The organism is Aliamphritea hakodatensis, assembly GCF_024347195.1.
Lineage (GTDB): Bacteria > Pseudomonadota > Gammaproteobacteria > Pseudomonadales > Balneatricaceae > Amphritea > Amphritea hakodatensis.
The window spans coordinates 185,145-202,033 of the sequence record NZ_AP025281.1; the positions used below are offsets into that span (position 1 = coordinate 185,145).

14 protein-coding genes and 1 riboswitch are annotated in these 16,889 nt (G+C 55.1%); of the genes, 6 read left to right on the forward strand and 8 right to left on the reverse strand.

The window, feature by feature from the left end:
• Nucleotides 1-50: 50 nt before the first annotated feature.
• Nucleotides 51-3,260: a mechanosensitive ion channel domain-containing protein gene (locus PCI15_RS00815; protein ID WP_271272474.1), complete on the reverse strand. Its 3,210-nt coding sequence runs from the start codon at nt 3,258-3,260 to the stop codon at nt 51-53.
• Between the two features lie 101 nt (nt 3,261-3,361).
• On the opposite strand from PCI15_RS00815, the gene PCI15_RS00820 reads away from it, so the two are divergent.
• A complete protein-coding gene (locus tag PCI15_RS00820; RefSeq protein WP_271272475.1) occupies nt 3,362-3,742 on the forward strand; it encodes a hypothetical protein in 381 nt (126 codons plus the stop codon).
• 12 nt (nt 3,743-3,754) lie between these two features.
• The gene (locus PCI15_RS00825) at nt 3,755-4,315 is read left to right on the forward strand and encodes an LOG family protein (protein WP_271272476.1); all 561 of its coding nucleotides are present in this window, start codon (nt 3,755-3,757) and stop codon (nt 4,313-4,315) included.
• 62 nt (nt 4,316-4,377) lie between these two features.
• On the opposite strand, the gene PCI15_RS00830 is transcribed toward PCI15_RS00825, so the two are convergent.
• The gene (locus tag PCI15_RS00830) at nt 4,378-4,743 is read right to left on the reverse strand and encodes a hypothetical protein (RefSeq protein WP_271272477.1); all 366 of its coding nucleotides are present in this window, start codon (nt 4,741-4,743) and stop codon (nt 4,378-4,380) included.
• Between the two features lie 208 nt (nt 4,744-4,951).
• Between PCI15_RS00830 and PCI15_RS00835 the strand changes: the two genes are divergently transcribed.
• Nucleotides 4,952-5,974 carry an energy transducer TonB gene (locus tag PCI15_RS00835; RefSeq protein WP_271272478.1) on the forward strand — a complete coding sequence of 341 codons (1,023 nt, stop codon included), beginning with the start codon at nt 4,952-4,954 and terminating at the stop codon, nt 5,972-5,974.
• 39 nt (nt 5,975-6,013) lie between these two features.
• Here the strand turns inward: PCI15_RS00835 and PCI15_RS00840 are convergent, their stop codons facing one another.
• The 4 genes from PCI15_RS00840 to PCI15_RS00855 are packed head-to-tail and all read right to left on the reverse strand — an operon-like array spanning nt 6,014 to nt 10,700.
• A complete protein-coding gene (locus PCI15_RS00840; protein WP_271272479.1) occupies nt 6,014-6,826 on the reverse strand; it encodes an ABC transporter ATP-binding protein in 813 nt (270 codons plus the stop codon).
• Nucleotides 6,827-6,829: 3 nt separating this feature from the next.
• On the reverse strand, nt 6,830-7,855 hold the full coding sequence (locus PCI15_RS00845) for a FecCD family ABC transporter permease (protein WP_271272480.1): 1,026 nt from the start codon (nt 7,853-7,855) through the stop codon (nt 6,830-6,832).
• A complete protein-coding gene (locus PCI15_RS00850) occupies nt 7,852-8,820 on the reverse strand; it encodes an ABC transporter substrate-binding protein (RefSeq protein ID WP_271272481.1) in 969 nt (322 codons plus the stop codon). Before PCI15_RS00850 ends, PCI15_RS00845 begins: the two co-directional genes overlap by 4 nt.
• A gap of 26 nt (nt 8,821-8,846) precedes the next feature.
• Nucleotides 8,847-10,700: a TonB-dependent receptor plug domain-containing protein gene (locus tag PCI15_RS00855; RefSeq protein WP_271272482.1), complete on the reverse strand. Its 1,854-nt coding sequence runs from the start codon at nt 10,698-10,700 to the stop codon at nt 8,847-8,849.
• 142 nt (nt 10,701-10,842) lie between these two features.
• Nucleotides 10,843-11,051: riboswitch (cobalamin riboswitch) on the reverse strand.
• 267 nt (nt 11,052-11,318) lie between these two features.
• On the opposite strand from PCI15_RS00855, the gene PCI15_RS00860 reads away from it, so the two are divergent.
• On the forward strand, nt 11,319-11,789 hold the full coding sequence (locus PCI15_RS00860) for a gamma-glutamylcyclotransferase family protein (protein ID WP_271272483.1): 471 nt from the start codon (nt 11,319-11,321) through the stop codon (nt 11,787-11,789).
• A 49-nt stretch (nt 11,790-11,838) separates the two neighbouring features.
• Here the strand turns inward: PCI15_RS00860 and PCI15_RS00865 are convergent, their stop codons facing one another.
• Complete coding sequence (locus PCI15_RS00865; RefSeq protein WP_271272484.1) at nt 11,839-12,606, reverse strand: exodeoxyribonuclease III; 768 nt, start codon at nt 12,604-12,606, stop codon at nt 11,839-11,841.
• Nucleotides 12,607-12,884: 278 nt separating this feature from the next.
• On the opposite strand from PCI15_RS00865, the gene pyrE reads away from it, so the two are divergent.
• Nucleotides 12,885-13,526, forward strand: coding sequence for an orotate phosphoribosyltransferase (gene pyrE / locus PCI15_RS00870; protein WP_271272485.1), 642 nt, complete (start codon nt 12,885-12,887; stop codon nt 13,524-13,526).
• Nucleotides 13,527-13,607: 81 nt separating this feature from the next.
• On the opposite strand, the gene PCI15_RS00875 is transcribed toward pyrE, so the two are convergent.
• Nucleotides 13,608-13,733 carry a hypothetical protein gene (locus PCI15_RS00875; RefSeq protein WP_271272486.1) on the reverse strand — a complete coding sequence of 42 codons (126 nt, stop codon included), beginning with the start codon at nt 13,731-13,733 and terminating at the stop codon, nt 13,608-13,610.
• Between the two features lie 332 nt (nt 13,734-14,065).
• Between PCI15_RS00875 and PCI15_RS00880 the strand changes: the two genes are divergently transcribed.
• Nucleotides 14,066-16,888, forward strand: coding sequence for a DUF748 domain-containing protein (locus PCI15_RS00880; RefSeq protein WP_271272487.1), 2,823 nt, complete (start codon nt 14,066-14,068; stop codon nt 16,886-16,888).
• Nucleotide 16,889: the final 1 nt, after the last annotated feature.

The following is a 16,889-nucleotide window of genomic DNA, read 5'->3' on the forward strand; positions in this document are numbered from 1 at the left end:
GCTTTGCAACAGCCGGACGGGGTTATATCCGTCCGGCTTTTTATTGCCTGTTATTTATCGTCATCTGATTTAATCAGGCGTACATCCAGCTGCGGGAAGGCGATGCAGATATTGTGCTTCTCAAAGTCCGCGTTGATCTGCTGCAGAATATCATGGGTAACCGGCAGACGGTCATCCAGATTATTCAGGTATAAACGCAGATCGAAGTTCAGGGTGCTGTCGCCAAAGGCATGGAAGTAGGCCGCCGGCTGCGGTTCCGGCAGTACTTTCGGATGGTTGCGGGCCGCCTGCAGAATCAGCGCCCGGACCAGATCCGTGTCGGAACCGTAGGCAACCCCCACCTGAATGACGACCCGGGTAATGGGGTCACTCAGGGACCAGTTGATCAACTGATCGGTGACGAAGGTTTTGTTGGGGATGATGACTTCCTTGCGGTCCCAGTCGGTAATGGTGGTGGCGCGGATCTGAATCCGGGTCACGGTGCCGGTGAGGCCGCCGACGGTGACGGTATCGCCGATGCGGATCGGCTTCTCAAACAGAATGATGATGCCGGATACAAAGTTGGCGACGATCTCCTGCAGGCCGAAACCCAGACCCACACCCAGTGCGGCAACCAGCCACTGTAACTTGGCCCATTCCACCCCGATCTGAGACGCGCCGGCAAGGATGCTCACCACAATCAGGCTGTACTTGGTGATGGTGGTGACCGCGTAAGAAGTACCTGGGGTCAGATCCAGATGTTTCAGCACCAGCAGTTCCAGCAGCCCCGGCAGGTTATAGGCGGCAAGAATGCTCAGGGAGATGACGAGCAGCCCGGTGATGATGCCCAGCAGGGTAATATTCTCGGCAATTACCCCACCGCTGGTAACCACGGTATTACTCCACAGGACGATCTCATCCAGTATCTGCAATGCCGGAATAAATTCTTTGAACAGCAGCCACAGGGCAACGAACAGCAGGCTGACGCTGGTGGCCTTCAGCAGGACTTTAGCCTGATCGGAAATGGTGCTCAGGTTCAGGAAGTTTTCCTGCACGGGGGGCACTTCAGTATTGTTTTCCCGGGCTTCCAGAATCTCACTGCGCCGGGCTTTGGCACGGTCGAAGGCCAGCCTGCGTTCTTCGATCAGCAGCCAGCGCATTCCCAGTCGGTAGAAGGTGAATACGGAAAAGAAGATCATTGTGGTGATCAGCAACAGCAGCATGATGATGCCGCCGGTAAGCACATAGCCCAGCAGGGCCTCAGCAATCAGCACTCCGTGAATCAGCACCAGTGTTGCCAGCCATAACCGGGCACGCTGCCACCACCGGCGGGTTTCAGTAGCTTCGTTGATTTGCGGGGCAACGCGCCATAAGGCGGCCCAGAAACCGCCGGCCAGCATGGCCAGCAGAATAAATACCACCCGGCCAAGGCCAGAGTGTACCTCGGCGGAAGGGGTGCCGGTCAGGTAAATCAGCGCCAGTGTGAGGGGGGTGCCCAGTAAATACAGCGGGTGGGCAAGACGCGACAGTGTGGCGCATAACTCTTCCGGGACATCCAGGTGACGGTACAGGAGCCCGTAAGGACGGCGCAGCCAGAGCAGCAACGACAGATAGGCCCACATCAGCAGTGACAGGCTGATGCTCATCGGCTGCATGACCGGGGCGGGCACCGCAATCAACTTCTGGGTCAAAAACCACAGCCCTGCCGGTACCGGCAGGCTGATCACCGGTGCCAGCAGCAATAACCGCAGGCTGCGGGTAAACTTGTCCTGCACCACATTGCCCAGCTGTTCGGCCCACTGCTGTTCATGGCGGAGCAGATAGCGGAAGCTGTAAAAACTGATCACCGTCAGCACCAGCAGGGTAAACAGTGAACGCAACCAGGCACCGGAAGCATTGATCTGACTGTTGCTTATGATCTGTGCCGTGTGTTGCTGAATCGCGCCGAAACTGGCGGCCACATCCTGCAGGAAGCGGCGGTTAATTTCCGTGGTATTGGGCAGCCAGATCAGATAACGCTCCAGCAGGGCCTGCCCCTGCTCGATCTGTTTGTTGATGTCGTTCTGGACCCCGAGCAGTTTTGCCCGCTCGTCCAGTTCCTGGGCATAGGCGGTTTCCAGCCGGGCGGTCAGCCCCTTCATGTCGTCCAGCAGCTGTGTGGCACGCTGTTGCGCTTCCGGGCTGAGATCCGTGACGCTGAATGCCTGATTCAGCGCTTGCTGATTCAGCTCCAGATTAGCCAGCCGGACCTGATTAATCCGCTGCCGGTTGGGCTCGGTATCCTGCGCCGTGGCGAACCGTTCCGAGAGCGCTTTCAGCTCCAGACTGAAGGTGGTATCGGTGAGTTCCAGTTGCTGCTCAATGGCTTTGTAGCTCTGCCGCAGGAGGCTTTGCTGGCGTTCCAGTATTCGTCGCTGGGCGATGGCCTGCTCACTGCTTTGCAGGCTGTGGCGCAGTTTTTCAGAGAGTTTTTGATTGCTCTTAACGATCGGTTGCAGTGCTTCGGGGTATTCTACTTCACCGGGGTCTGCCTTCAGGGCTTCCAGGGCCTGTTCGGCTTCGAGGCGGCGCTTGGTCTGAATCAGGTCCTGCAGTTCCTGCAGATAGGCTTTATGGGCGGCAATCTGACGGGACAGCAGCTCCAGTTGCAGCAGGTCGTAGTCCCGCTGGCTGGGAATGTTGAGAATCTCCAGCTCGAAGGCCTGAATACGGGTGTTATTCAGGACGAAGCGGGCTTCCGTCAGCGTTTGGCTGCCGTTTTCACCGCTGGCCGGTGGCGCAGCGTCCTGCTTCAGCTTGGTAAGCTGGTCACGCAGGCCAGTGGATTTGTCCTGATAATTGCTGACCTGATTATCGAGGGTGTTAAATTGCTGCTCCAGTGCCAGCAGGTTGGCCTGTGCCGGTGCCAGCCGGTTCTCCAGTTTTTCCAGTGGCTGGGAGCGCCAGTTTTTGGCCCCGACTGCCGGTTCCGGCGCAGCCAGCTGCGCCTGCAGTTCTTCGATCAGCCCGGGCAGGTTGGCCAGATTATCCCGTAGCCGGGTTACCCGGGTTTCCAGGCGTTTTGTTTCCTGTAATACCGACAGGGTTTGCTGGTAAATTTCCCGTTGCTTGCTGTTGGCCGGATTGTCAGCATTCAGTGCATCCAGCTGTTGGCGGGTGCTGGCGATCTGTTCAGCTATATCGGCGCTGGCAAACGGGGTGAAGAGTACGGAAATACAAATTATCAGCGTTAAAACTGCTGGTTGTAATCGGTCACAGAATGATGGATAAAGACGTTTCACAATGGCATTCCCCGGTGGCACACAGCGTTAATACTATTGGATAGACCCGGGCAATGTAAGGGGAATTATCCCTGTCCCGGAACAGATTAAGGAGCAAAAGGATGGCGGTAGCCGGATTCAACTCAATACTGCGGGCCGGACTGGCAGCACTGCTGACGATGTCACTGGCCGGTACGGCTGCCGCTGCGGAAGAGCGTCCGCTGAGCGGGGCCGAGATCCAGCAGTTGCTGGCGGGGAAAACCGCCTATCTGGATAACGGTGCGGTACAGACCTTCAGCAGTAATGGCGATACGCTGTATTTCCATGAACCCCGCCCGCTGGAACGGGGTACCTGGAAGACCGATGGCAACGAATACTGCTCTGAGTGGGGTGGCCGCTGGAGCTGCTATAAAATGACCGGTGACGGTGCCGACCGGATTACCTGGATCGGTGGCGGTACCACTTACCCGGCCCGGATTGAAGCGGGCAATATCTTTCAATAATAAGGACATACGATGAAGGTAGCCGTATATTGCGGGTCCAGCATGGGCAATGATGAGGCATATGCTGAAGCGGCCTGTGCACTGGGTAAATACTTTGCTGAACAAAATATCTCGCTGGTCTATGGCGGCGGTAAAGTCGGTCTGATGGGGGTCGTTGCGGATGCCGTACTGGATAACGGCGGACAGGTCATCGGAGTTATCCCGACTCATCTGAAGCATAAAGAGATTGGCCATCCCGGGCTGACAGAGCTGATAGAAGTATCTGATATGCATGCCCGTAAAGCCAAAATGGCTGAGCTGGCGGATGCCTACGTAGCATTGCCCGGCGGGGCCGGTACCATGGATGAATTCTTCGAGATCTGGACATGGGCACAGCTGGGTCATCATCAGAAGCCCTGCGCGCTGTATAACGTCAATGGTTTTTATGACAGCCTGCTGACGTTTATCCACAGTGCAAAGGATGCCGGGTTTACCCGGGACGCCTTTGCAGAGATGATCATTGTGGCCACTGAACCTCAGCAGCTACTGGCGGCGTATGAGCGTTATGAGTCGCCGGCCGGAAAGTGGAACTGACCGGCTGCCGCCGCTGCCGGAATCGTTAGTAACGACTGGCAGCGGTTATTATCATCGTATGATCAGTGTCCGAACTGATAGCCGGTCTGCATAATGAAAGGGGCCCGGAAATCATCTTTCATAAAGTAATACACCCCCTGCGCTTCGTCGTTCATGATTGAATAACATCCCCAGCCTGAGCCGAAATCTGAACAGTAGCGGTTGTTTTCTGCTTTCCATTTGCCTTCAGACGGTTTGGCGTCACCTTCTTTCATCCACAGGGTCAGGCCTGATTCTGAAAAATACTGAGACGTTTTGCCGCCGAAGTGTACCCCGGCAACGGTATTACCTTTCAGCAGGCTGTTGATTTGCTGAGTATTCAGTGCCGTTTCTGCTGCCTGAACACTGCCAGCCAGTAGAAGCAGGGGAAGTATGTTGCGAACGCGCATATCAGATATCCTTATTGTCTGATGGGAAGGGACAGGCATATGACCGGTGAAATCCGGATTGGTTTCCTGAAGCTCCCCTGCGTACGGGATGTCAGCCGCAAGCCGGTTCAGGTCGCGTTTGTATAACCGGATGAATTGCCCGGCTATGCCGCGGCGCTTATAATTTGACCGCTGGTTTTAAGCCTTCACCGAGCGATTGCCGTTGTTTATGTCACGTACCTTTATCTGGATTCTGATTTCCCTGGCCCTGCATGCCTTGCTTGCATGGGGCTGGCTTTCGTACGTGCCGGAAAAAGCGGCCGGCGGTGGCAGCATTACGGTGAATCTGACTGCAGGGGCTGCAGACACCGCACCTGCGGCATCACCCGCTGATGCGCAACAGCCAACGGATGTGGCACAGTCACAGGATATTTCTGCGCCGTCAGAACCGGCGGTGACGGCTGCAGCCGAAACACCGGCAGCGCCGGTTCCGGAGCCTGCGGTGCAGGCGGTGGACAATATACCCGCTGAAGTGGCCACCCGGGTAACTGATACCCCTGAGCCGGTGGCGCAGCCAGCCAAACCTGAGGCCCGCAAGCCGCAGGTGACAGAGCACACTGCTGCACCGGCAGAACCGCCTGCGGAGCAACCTCAGAAGACCAAACCCGAAGCCGTGGCTGAGGCCGCCCCTGCTCCGGTGGAAAAGAACACAGCCGAACCGCTGCCAGTGAAAAAACCGGCGGCGGTTGCTGCGGCAAAACCCCCGGTAAAATCGGCTGATCCGGTTGTTCAGGCGGAGGAGACGGTTAAGCCAGCGCCGCAGTCTACAGAGCCGCCTGTGGAGCAGCTTGTGGAACGGCCTGTAACGCCGCTTGCAGAAGCATTATCAGCAGCAGAAACCGGATCATCGCAGGCGGAGCAGGAGTTTGCTACGGAAGATGCTCAGCAGGCCGGTGTCGCGGCTCAGCCGGCAGCGGGGGATTTTCTGCAAGCCCGGATTCTGTCGGATCAGAAACCGAAATATCCCCGCCGGGCCATTGCCCGTGATCAGCAGGGGCAGGTGAAGTTACGTTTGTTTCTGAACGCCCGGGGTGAGGTTGAGCGCTATGAAGTCATCGCAAGCAGTGGCTTTAAACTGCTGGACAGGGCGGTACAGCAATTTGTTCAGCAGGAACGTTTTGTCCCTGCGATGCGTAACGGTCTGGCGGTGGCTTCCACACAAACTTTCTCGTTTACGTTTCGTTTGCAGTAGGTCTTACAGCAGGTCTTACAGCAGGTCTTACAGCAGGTCTTACAGTAGATCTTTGCTGGTTGATGCCAGTGCGGTGACCCGTATCCCGTAGGGGGAATTTTCAATCTGACTGCGAATGCCGAAATGCGTCAGCATATTTGCTTCAGTAATGACCGTATCCGGTGCACCGTCAGCCACGATGCTGCCGCCGGAGAGCAGCAACAACCGGTGGCAGAAGCGGGATGCCATATCCATATCATGGATGGCTGCAATCGCCAGATGCCCTTCTTCGGTCAGCTCCCGTACCAGACTCAGCACATCCAGCTGATGGCATACATCCAGGCTGGCGGTGGGCTCATCCAGCAACAGTACCGGCGCTTCCTGTGCCAGTGCCCGGGCGATAAATACCCGCTGCCGTTCGCCGCCGGACAGCTGATCTGCCCGGCGGTTACGCATGGCGGTCAGGCCGGTCTTGTCCAGCGCATCATTAATGCGTTGCAGGTCCTGATCCGATTCCGGCTGAAAGGCCCCCAGGTGGGGGGTACGGCCCATGGCGACAATCTCTTCTACCGAAAATCCGTACCCGGTGGATACATCCTGAGGCACCAGTGAAATATGCCGGGCAATGTCCCGGCGGGGATATTCAGATAAGGGCTTATCATTCAGGCGCACTTCGCCGGAAGCGGCCGGCAGCAGCCCCATCAGCAGTTTCAGCAGGGTGGATTTGCCGGCACCGTTTGGGCCGATCAGACCGATGAACTGCCCCGGGCTGAATTGCAGGCTGATGTCCTGCAGAATCTGACGTTGCTGATAGGCAAAGCTGAGCTGGCTGCAGCTCAGGGTCAGGGCGGTTTTCACAGGGTTATTCTCCATGGTTCACAGTTGCCCCCGGGTCCGTTGCCTTAACAGCAGGAAAACAAAGAAAGGTGCCCCCAGCGTGGCGGTTACCACCCCCAGCGGAATGGCTTTTTCAGGCAGGCTGACCCGTAGCAGCAGGTCAGCCGCCACCAGACAGATGGCCCCGCCCAGCGCACTGGCAGGTAACAGGTAACGGTGTCTTGGTCCCAGAATAAGGCGCAGAATATGGGGGACAACCAGACCGATAAAACCAATGCCGCCACATACTGCAATGGATACCCCGACCAGCATGGCGGTGATGATCAGCAGATGCTGGCGGGTTCGGGGGACATCGATACCGACAGAGGCGGCGTGTACTTCTCCCATCAGCAGGGCATCCAGATCGCGGCTGAAGCACAACACCAGCGCGCAGCCCAGCAGGGCAAAGGGCACGATCAGCCGGACATGGTCCCAGGTACGGCCTTCCAGCCCACCCATGCTCCAGTAAACAATCATTTTGCCGGTATCCCAGTCGTTCAGGGACAGGGCCAGAATCAGGGAGGCCGCCGCGACGTTCAGTGCGCCGATAGCGACCCCGGCCAGTAACAGTGTGCCCATGGCCGTGTGTCCCCGCTGGGTAGCAATGCGGTAAACAATCCACAGGGTGATGCCGGCGCCGCAGAAGGCAAAGGCCGGCAAAATCCACACCGACAGGCTGGTCAGGCCCAGATAGATGGCAATCACGGCGCCCAGAGAGGCACCGGAAGACACCCCGAGAATGGAAGGTGACGCCAGCGGGTTGCGGAACATGCCCTGCATCACCGCTCCGCAAACCGCCAGCGATGCGCCGGCGCAGGCACCGATAATCACCCGGGGCAGGCGCACATCCAGTAAAATGCTTGCCATCCAGGGGCGGATATCCGCACCGGTATCCATGCCCAGGCTGTGGAGCAGGATGCTGATTATTTCAGCGACCGGGATCTGCGCCGGCCCCTGCAACAGTTCTCCCAGCATGGCCAGTATCAGTAATACCGGCATGATGATAAAGATCAGGCGGGGTGTCATTGTTTGATCTCCGGATGTAGCAGCCGGGCAACCGGTTCGATCGCCCGCCAGCTGTATTGGGATGTGGATAAGAGCCAGGCGCCTTTCAGGCTGTGTACCTGCCGGTGGCGGACGGCGGGAACATTTTTCCAGGCCGGACGCTGCATCAGCTGCATGGCCGTGCTGTCCTGATTATCCGGTGCGCCGGTGCCCATCAGAATAATGTCCGGTGCCAGGCTGATCGCCAGTTCTTCGCTGATGGTCTGTGAGCCCTGAATGCCGGTTTCACTGATGACATTAAAACCCCCTGCCAGCCGGATAATTTCATCAATGGTGGTCCCCGGGCCGGTGGTGGTGCCGTCGAGATTGAAATACAGCACTCTGGGTTGCGATACATCGCGATAGGTGCTTTTTATGCGCTTCAGTAGCTGCTGCAGCGCTGCCAGCTGTTGCTCTGCTTTCGGGCGGCTGCCGGTGGCGGCGGCTACCAGACGGATATTGGCCGCCAGATCGTCGAAGGAGCTGAAGTCCGTTAGCCGTACCACCGGAATGCCTGCGCCCAGTAGCTGGCGGACGGTTTCTGCCTGGGTGTAGCTGGCAATAAATACCAGATCCGGCTCCAGACTGAGAATTTCTTCAATGTTGCCCTGCAGGCGTTTTACCGCCGGGGGATAGTGGCCGGTGACGTTTGAAAGCGAGGGGTAATCCGCCAGACCTGTGATGCCCACCACCCGGTCCGGGGGCAGGAGCCGGGCGAGAATTTCGTCGGTGCCAATGGTCATAGAAACAATCCGCCGGGGCGGCTGTTCAAGGGTGTAGCGGGCACCGATGGCATCGGTCAGGGTTTTGGGGAAGGAATCCCCTTCGATCTGTGTGGCGGTCAGGGCCGTGTTACTGAACAGGCCGGCACGAATATCCAGCCGGCTCAGTAGCAGGGCGCCAAGCAGCACAGCAACAATTGCTATCAGTGATCTGTTTTTTGTCACAGTGCTGCCCTGTCAGCGCTGAGGGCTTAAAGCTCGCCGCTCAGTTTAATGCCTACCATGAAATTAATGCCCGGCGTACCGTAGCCGTAAATTTCTTCATAATCTTCATCAAACAGGTTATTCACCTTAGTGAAGATTTCAATATTATCGGAGTAGGCATGGGTAACTGCAAGATTCGCGACTGTGTAGCTGTCCAGCTCAACCGGATCATTGGTGCTGGAGAAACGGGTGTCATTCTGACGGCCGGTGAACTGTAACCCGCCACTGAGCCGGGTTTTACCGTTTGACAGCAACTGGCTGGCATTCAGGCTGGCGGTGTGTTCAGGATGCCGGATCAGCTGTTTGCCGCTGGCGTCTTCAGCCTGGCTGTAGGTGTAGCTGGCGCTCAGGCGCAGATCATCGGTGGGGTTCAGGGTGGCTGTCAGTTCCAGACCCTTAATGCTCGAATCATCTTCCTGATTGATGACGGTGTTACCGCTGTTTTTAATCTGGTTCCGGATATCATTATGGAACAGGGTGGCGTCTGCATAGCCATCCAGATCGGTAAAGTGATATTCCAGACCCATATCTGTGCTGGTGGTTTCTTCCGGGTCGAGATCAGGGTTGCTGACGAAATTGGAGGCAAAGCCAAACATTTCAAACAGGGTTGGGTTTTTAATGCCGGTGCCCCGGCTGGTGTGCAGACGCCAGTCATCATTCAGCCAGGCAGCAAAGCTGACCCGGTAGGTATTGGCGTTGGCAAACCGGTCATTCCAGTCGCGACGGCCTGCCAGGGTAAAGTAATAGGTTTCATCCAGATTCAGACCGTACTCCGCCACCAGACTGTTGGTATCAATGCCTTCATGCACATTGGTTGAGCTGCTTTTGTAGTCGAAATCTTCTTCTTCACGCTCGGCCACTAAGGTCAGGCGGTGTTCCGCAGCATCGCTGTGGATAAAGTAATTGCTCTGATAGTCCAGCTTACGCTTGCGGCCCAGCGCGTTGGAGTTAAAGGCAAAGTTCTTTTCCCGGCTCTTGGTGAAGGCATAGCCGATTTCCTGTTGCCAGTTACCGTCAGCTGAATCCAGCTTGGCGGAAATACGGCCTGAATTCTGAACCCGCTTCGCGGCGCTGTCGTCATCGACAATAAAACCGGAAGGGTATTCTGACTTATCGGTTTCCTGGAAAGCGTCCACATGGCGTAACACCAGATTCAGCTCAAGGTTCTCTGTGGCCTGCATGCCGCCTTTAAAGTTAAGGGTGCTGTTGGAGTAGCCGTCTTTTTCGTTATGACCCCTGTCGCTGTTCGCGGCGGAGATACCTGAACTGTCCAGCAGTGATCCGCTCAGGGCAACATTGTATACCTCATCGCCGCCGTTCAGGTTGAAGCTTTGCTGGTTGGTATCGTAGCTGCCGGTGGCAACGGTGACACTGCCATTCAGCGGCCCTTTGCCCTGTTTGGTGATGATGTTTACCACACCGGCGGCAGCATCGCTGCCCCAGATCGCGCTTTGTGCGCCGCGCAGTACTTCAATCCGTTCAATGTCCAGATTGAGCAGGTCAGCAAAGTTAAATTCAGACACGGAGCTGTTGTCGTTCACTTCAACACCGTCGATCAGTACCAGCGTCTGGTTTGGCTCTAAACCACGGATGCGCAGTGAGGTTCTGCCGCCGATACCGCCGGTCTGGCTGACGGTCAGCCCCGGTACTTCACGCAGGGCTTCTTCGACCAGGGTAATCTGATTGTTTTCCAGATGTTCTGAGTCGATGATGCTGACAGCGGAACCGGTTTCTTCCCGGCTGGCTTCAACCTTGGACGCAGTGATGATGATTTCCTGCGCCTGGGCAGAAACAGTGGCGCCGGCCAGCAGGCAGGCTAATAAGGAGTGTCGTAATTGCATAAAGCACCTGTGTTGTCGTGTAACTGGTGTCCGCGCAGGCGAACCGACGTGACAACACAGGGTGGCGGCACGTTCAGTAACAATAGATTTATGTATTGTCACCGTTACGTTTTCCGCCCAACACAGCGCCCCGCAATGTTAGTAGGTGACGATCGGAATGGCAGGTCTCCTGGCTTGCAGGTCTGCGTTTATGTTCAGCCTTCCCGGATTTTCCAGTGGCCTGAGTCGAACAAACAGAATTCGCTGCATACAGTTACGGGGGTAGCTAGGGGTGAGGTGTCTGTGGTGACAGATGCCTTTTCCTATTCCCATTTTAATCCGTCGGAAAGTGCCGCGGCTGCCGTCTGTGGTGGCCGGAGTGCTTTCCTGAAGAACCATTCTCGCGGGCATATTACAAACTTGTCATCTGAATGCAATGATATGAAACAAATGTGTCGAAAAATAGGTAATGTCTTGTCTGATAACGACGTTTCGCAGAATAAATGTGCCTTCCTGCAGAGGTGCTTCTGACCCTTGCTGGCGGCATTACTTTCATCGTTCCGCGAAGCCGATTATCATCACCCCCTTGCCGCCGGATGGTCTGGCGGACAGAGAATGTAAATAAGTGACGGTAATCTCATGTCGACCAATATTTTTGTTTATGGTGTGCTGCAATATGATGAGCTGTTGCAGCAGCTGACCGGTAATACGTTTCAGAAGGTGTCTGCAGAATTACTGAACCATCAGCGCCTGACTCTGCATATGGAAGGCTGGTCGGATCTGGGAGTGGCGGTGCCGTCACCGGGTAATCAGATACAGGGTTCTGTCCTGTTGGAAGTCGATGATGCGTCGCTGGCGATTCTGGATGATTTTGAAGAAGCCGACGTGGGACTGTATATGCGTAAGCTGGCGATTATCCGTCTGGAAAACGGGCAGGAAGCGCAGGTATCTGTGTATGCCGGTACACCTAAGTCCCGCGAGTTTTTGCAGGGCGAATGGGACGAAGAGAAATTCATCAGCCAGCATTATGCCAGCTATAAAGAAGAGATCATTCCTGCGTTCCTGGAAGAGCGGGCGTTACGTGAAGCGGCGAAGCAAGATGCTGAATAACCGGACTAACTGATACAAAAATGCCGGCTGATGCCGGCATTTTTATGTGTCAGATATCGTAATCTATGATCACCGGAGCGTGAGCCGAGAATGCCGTATCGCGGAAGATACGGGCAGACTTAACCGTTTTGCGCAGGTTTGCCGTGGTGATCTGATAATCCAGACGGGCACCTTCATTAAGCTCCCGGGCACGGTTGTATTCCGGCCACCAGGTATACTGGTGATCGGCGTGATTGACCTGCCGGAAGGCATCCACATAGCCCATCTCATCAAAGATATCTGCCATCCATTCCCGTTCGTGGGGCAGGAAGCCGGATACACTCTGGTTAACGTACCAGTTGCTCAGATCAACAGGCTTGTGAGCAATGTGCAGCGGGCCGCAGAAAATAAATTCACGGCGTTTGCGCAGGGTCTTGGTCAGGTGCCCCGCCAGCAGATCCATATACTCTTCTTTTTCCGCCTGAGCTTCATCATTTTTCAGGCCGGATGGCATGCTCCATGAGGCCACGCTGACTTTATCAAAGTCTGCCTGAATGAAACGGCCATGGAAGTCGCACTGTTCAAATCCCAGGCCGGTCATAATAGCTTTGGGAATTTCACGGGTGTAAATAGCCACACCGCTGAAGCCGTCTTCGAAGGCGTCAAAGAAATAGGCTTCGTAACCTTCCGGGTGGAAACGGTCCGCATCCAGCTGATACTCTTTTGCGCGCAGATCCTGCAGACACACAACGTCTGCGTCCTGCTGGACCATCCAGTCGAAAAAACCATTATCGGCAGCCTGTTCAATACCTTGGGTATTGAAGGTGATAACGCGCATAGAACAAAAATCCTGAAAAAAGTATCAAATGTATGAAAGATTACTATCGAGCCCGCATTGTATAAGGGATGCGGCGAAAATTGAATTGATTTCATCCCGGCTTTGGTGAATTTTCAGATTCAGTCTGGTGAATAAAATTGCTCTGACCTAAGTCAGCAGGCATTTTAAACTGCCGTTTAAGGCTCGGGTGGTGGGATTATGCGCGGAATTCCGTGGAGAGACAGACGTTAATCCTGTATGATGCGCGCAATTTTTAACCAGTCACCGGGAAAGCCAGCATGCAGGATTATCAGAGAGAATTTATTGAATTTGCCATCGATAAAGAAGTGTTACGTTTTGGTGAGTTTACTCTTAAGTCGGGCCGTACCAGCCCGTACTTTTTTAATGCTGGCCTGTTTAACAGCGGTGAAGCACTGGCGCGCCTGGGTCGCTGTTATGCGGCAGCCATCCAGCAATCCGGTATTGAGTACGATGTACTGCTAGGCCCTGCATATAAAGGTATCCCACTGGCAGCAACAACCTGCGTAGCGCTGGCGACGGATTTCGGTCAGGACGTGCCTTACGTATTCAACCGTAAAGAAGCCAAGAGTCACGGTGAAGGCGGCAATCTGGTGGGTGCACCGCTGGAAGGCCGGGTGCTGATCATTGATGATGTTATTACTGCAGGTACCGCTATCCGCGAAGTAATGACCATTATTGAGCAGGCCGGCGCAACACCTGCCGGTACGGTGATTGCCCTGAACCGTCAGGAAAAGGGTAAAGGTGAGCTGTCTGCAATCCAGGAAGTTGAGCGTGACTACAATATGCCGGTTGCTGCAATTGTATCGCTGGAAAATGTTCTGACGTATCTGGAAGAGCAGGGTAATAAAGCTCAGCAGGTAGAGGCGATTCGCGCCTACCGTGAAGCCTACGGTATCTGAGTACTGACTTAGGTTCAGGTTAAAAAAAAACACCGCCATGGCGGTGTTTTTTTATGTTCGGCGAAACCGCCGGCTCAGTCATTACCACTGCATGACAGTTGTCAGCGCGATAGGCACCGGCATCGTAATCCAGGCCAGTGCGGCCAGGTTGATGATGAACCAGATTGGTCCTGAGCTGTCACGGAAGTTTTCGTCATGATCGGCCATGATCTCACCCTTTAATTGGCAATTTTTAAGGACAACGGCGGTGTGTATAAACGGCATAAAGCCGTGGCAATACTGGATTGCACTGTGGACACCCTGTTGCATGCATAGAACAGTGACTGCATGAAGCCATGCGGTGTACTTTTGCAGACAATTCGTACCGGTGTTAAGGCCGGATTCGCAGGGTCTTAAGTATCTTGTCATGACTTCAGTCGCAGGGGATTCTACCAGTTAGCGAAGAGTGGCGGTAGTTAGCGGCTGGAGGAATTACACTTGTGTGTGATACTTTCCTTGCAGCACATGTTTTTTTGAGCGTTTTCAGTCAGGTACTTCTTATGCGTATGCATTTCGCCGTTAAAGTCATTCTTGCCGTTATCCTGTTGATAAGTCTGTTACTGCATTCTGCCGTGTATATCGGCCGGGATCTGGCGGCTGACTGGCTGCTCGATCAGGGGGCGGAATATGCCGGCATTGAACGCCTGAGAATTGGCTGGCTGAGTGGTGAAGTCCGTCTGGAAGGGGTTGATATCCGCACCCCCGGACAACGGGACCTTAAACTGGAATCCCTTTACCTGAAGGTTGATCTGGCCGCACTAACGGAGCAGCGGGTGTGGATTCGCCAGCTGAAAATAGACGGGCTGTACGGCGACATTACCGAACACCGTGAAGGTGAACATAAAGGCGCGCTGCAGATCGGGCCGGTGCTGATTCCGGCCGCAGCAGAAGAGCCTGTACCAGAAGAAGACACTGGCAGCTCGGAATGGCAGGTCGGCATCAGCCGGCTGAGCATCAGCCAGCTGGACTGGAAGACCGATTTACCGGCGCAACAGCACCATCTGGTGCTTGCAGAAGCTGGGCTGGAAGGCCTGTATTTCTGGGACTCCCGTCATGCCAGTGCGCTGAATCTTGCCGGAAGCCTGAACGGTTCTGATTTTTCGGTCGGCGGTGATGTTGTTGCCCTGGCTGAGGATAAGTTTGCCAATCTTAAACTGACCCTTGCGCCGCTGGCACTGCAGGCATTTACCTCTGAGGCAGTGCCGGGGCTGAAAGGCAGTTTAAGTACTGATCTGACGGTGCACCTTAAGCTCAGCGGTGATGATATTAACCTGCAACAAACAGGCTTACTGAAGCTGGAAGGTTTCAGTTGGCAGAGTGACGGTGTGGATGTGCAGCAACAGGCCGTAAGCTGGCAGGGACAGATTGATGCCGCGGTGGCTGGTGGCGGGCTTAAAGATGCCCGGCTGGACGGTGCTATAAAGGGTTCACAGACCCAGCTTAAACTGGGAGATGTTCAGCAAGCTGATCTGCAGGCGCTCAGCTGGAAAGGAAAGATCGATGCCACCATGGAGTCGTTACAACACAATGGTGCGTTACAGCTGGATAAGCTGCGCTGGCAGGATACCGGGCTGGACGTACAGCAACAGCAACTCAGCTGGAATGGCGGTCTGACAGTTAAATTACCGGAGCAACAGTTGCAGCGGCTGCAGCTGGACGGAAAAATCGCGGGTTCCGGCACACAGGTGGAACAGGGCAGTGCATTGCAACTGGCGTTACAGGCGCTGAACTGGCAGGGCAGTGTCGCCCTTGATAACAGCGTGAAGGCGGCAGACGGCGGGGCCGAAGCCGCTGCCCGGCAGGATGTATCGGTAACCGGTGAAAGCCTGCAGCTTGACGGTCTGAAGGTGCATAACCGTAAGCTATCCTCTGATCTGCTGACGCTGGCAAAAGTATCGTTACAGAAACTGACGTTTGCGCAGCAAAGTGGCAGTGGGGATGACGGTATGCGGGTGCAGCTGGGTGAAACCCTTCTGTCTGGCATTGTGGCGCAGCATAAAAAACCACTGAGTAACATCAGCAGCCTGCAGCTGCGGGAACTGGCTTATGATTCCCGGGGAGATCTGAGTATCAGTAAGGTTACTCTGCGTGATAGCCAGAACCATGTGGTGATTGCCAGGGGCGGTAAGCCTGCGGTGATTGACAGCTATCTGGACGCTCTGAGCGGCTTGGGGGGAGAGTCAGGTGAGCCAGCAGCCGAGGCTGCGGACACGAAAAACAGTAAACAACAGACGTCGGCCGGCCCGGCTATGCGGGTGCGTATCGGCGAAATTGCACTGGCCGGAAAGAATCAGGTGCTGTTTACCGACAACAACGCAGATCCTGCGTTTAAAGGCGACATTCTGATTAAGTCAGCCAGCCTGAAGCAACTGGATACCGCCAGTAAAAAGTTCTCGCCATTTACGGCGGATGTTGAACTGAAACCGTTTACCCGGCTGAAGCTCAGCGGTAAAACCAATCTGGCCGGCGGGGGCGGCGATGCCGACTGGAATGCTGTTCTCACGCAGCTGGAATTACCCCGTTTAAGCCCTTACGCGATTGAGAATATTGGTTATTTTATTGAAAACGGCCAGCTGGAACTGACCAGTAAAGGCACCCTGCGTAATGAGCAGATTGAAGGTGAAAATAATATAGTGATTAACCGGTTGTCGGTTGATCCGGTGAATCAGGATAAGGTGGCAGGTTTTACCAAACAGCTGTCGATGCCACTGGGCACAGCGATCATGATCCTGCAGGACGATGACGATAATATCGAACTGGATGTACCGATCAGCGGGTCTCTGTCTGACCCGGATTTCGGGCTGGACAGTGTGGTTAAAATTCTTGCCGGTAAAGGCCTTAAGCAGGCCGCGTTCAGCTTCCTGGCTAAATCCTTACAGCCATACGGTGCACTGATCAGTTTGGCGGAGGCTGCTGTTGATGCGGCATCTGATGGTAGCTTTATCAACCTTGAGCCGGTGGCATTTACGCCCGGGTCAGCCCAGCTGAATAAGACAGCCCGGGATTATCTGGGTAAGGTCGAATCGATGCTGAAAGAACGGAAGGGCATGCGGCTGAATATCTGCGGACAGGCGGTGTCGCAGGATGCTGCGTTACTGAATGCGCAATTACTGGAAGCGAATGCCCAGCGGGCCGAACCGTTAACGGAAGAACAGCTGGCAGCCGAGCTGAAAACACAGCTGACCGCTCTGGCGCAGTCACGCAATGACAGTGTTAAACGGGAGCTGAGTAAACAGGTAAGCGGTGAGCGTCTGTTTGTCTGTTTTGCCCTGCCAAAGCTGGATGATCCGAAAGCACTGCCGGTCGCGACGCTGGGATTATAAT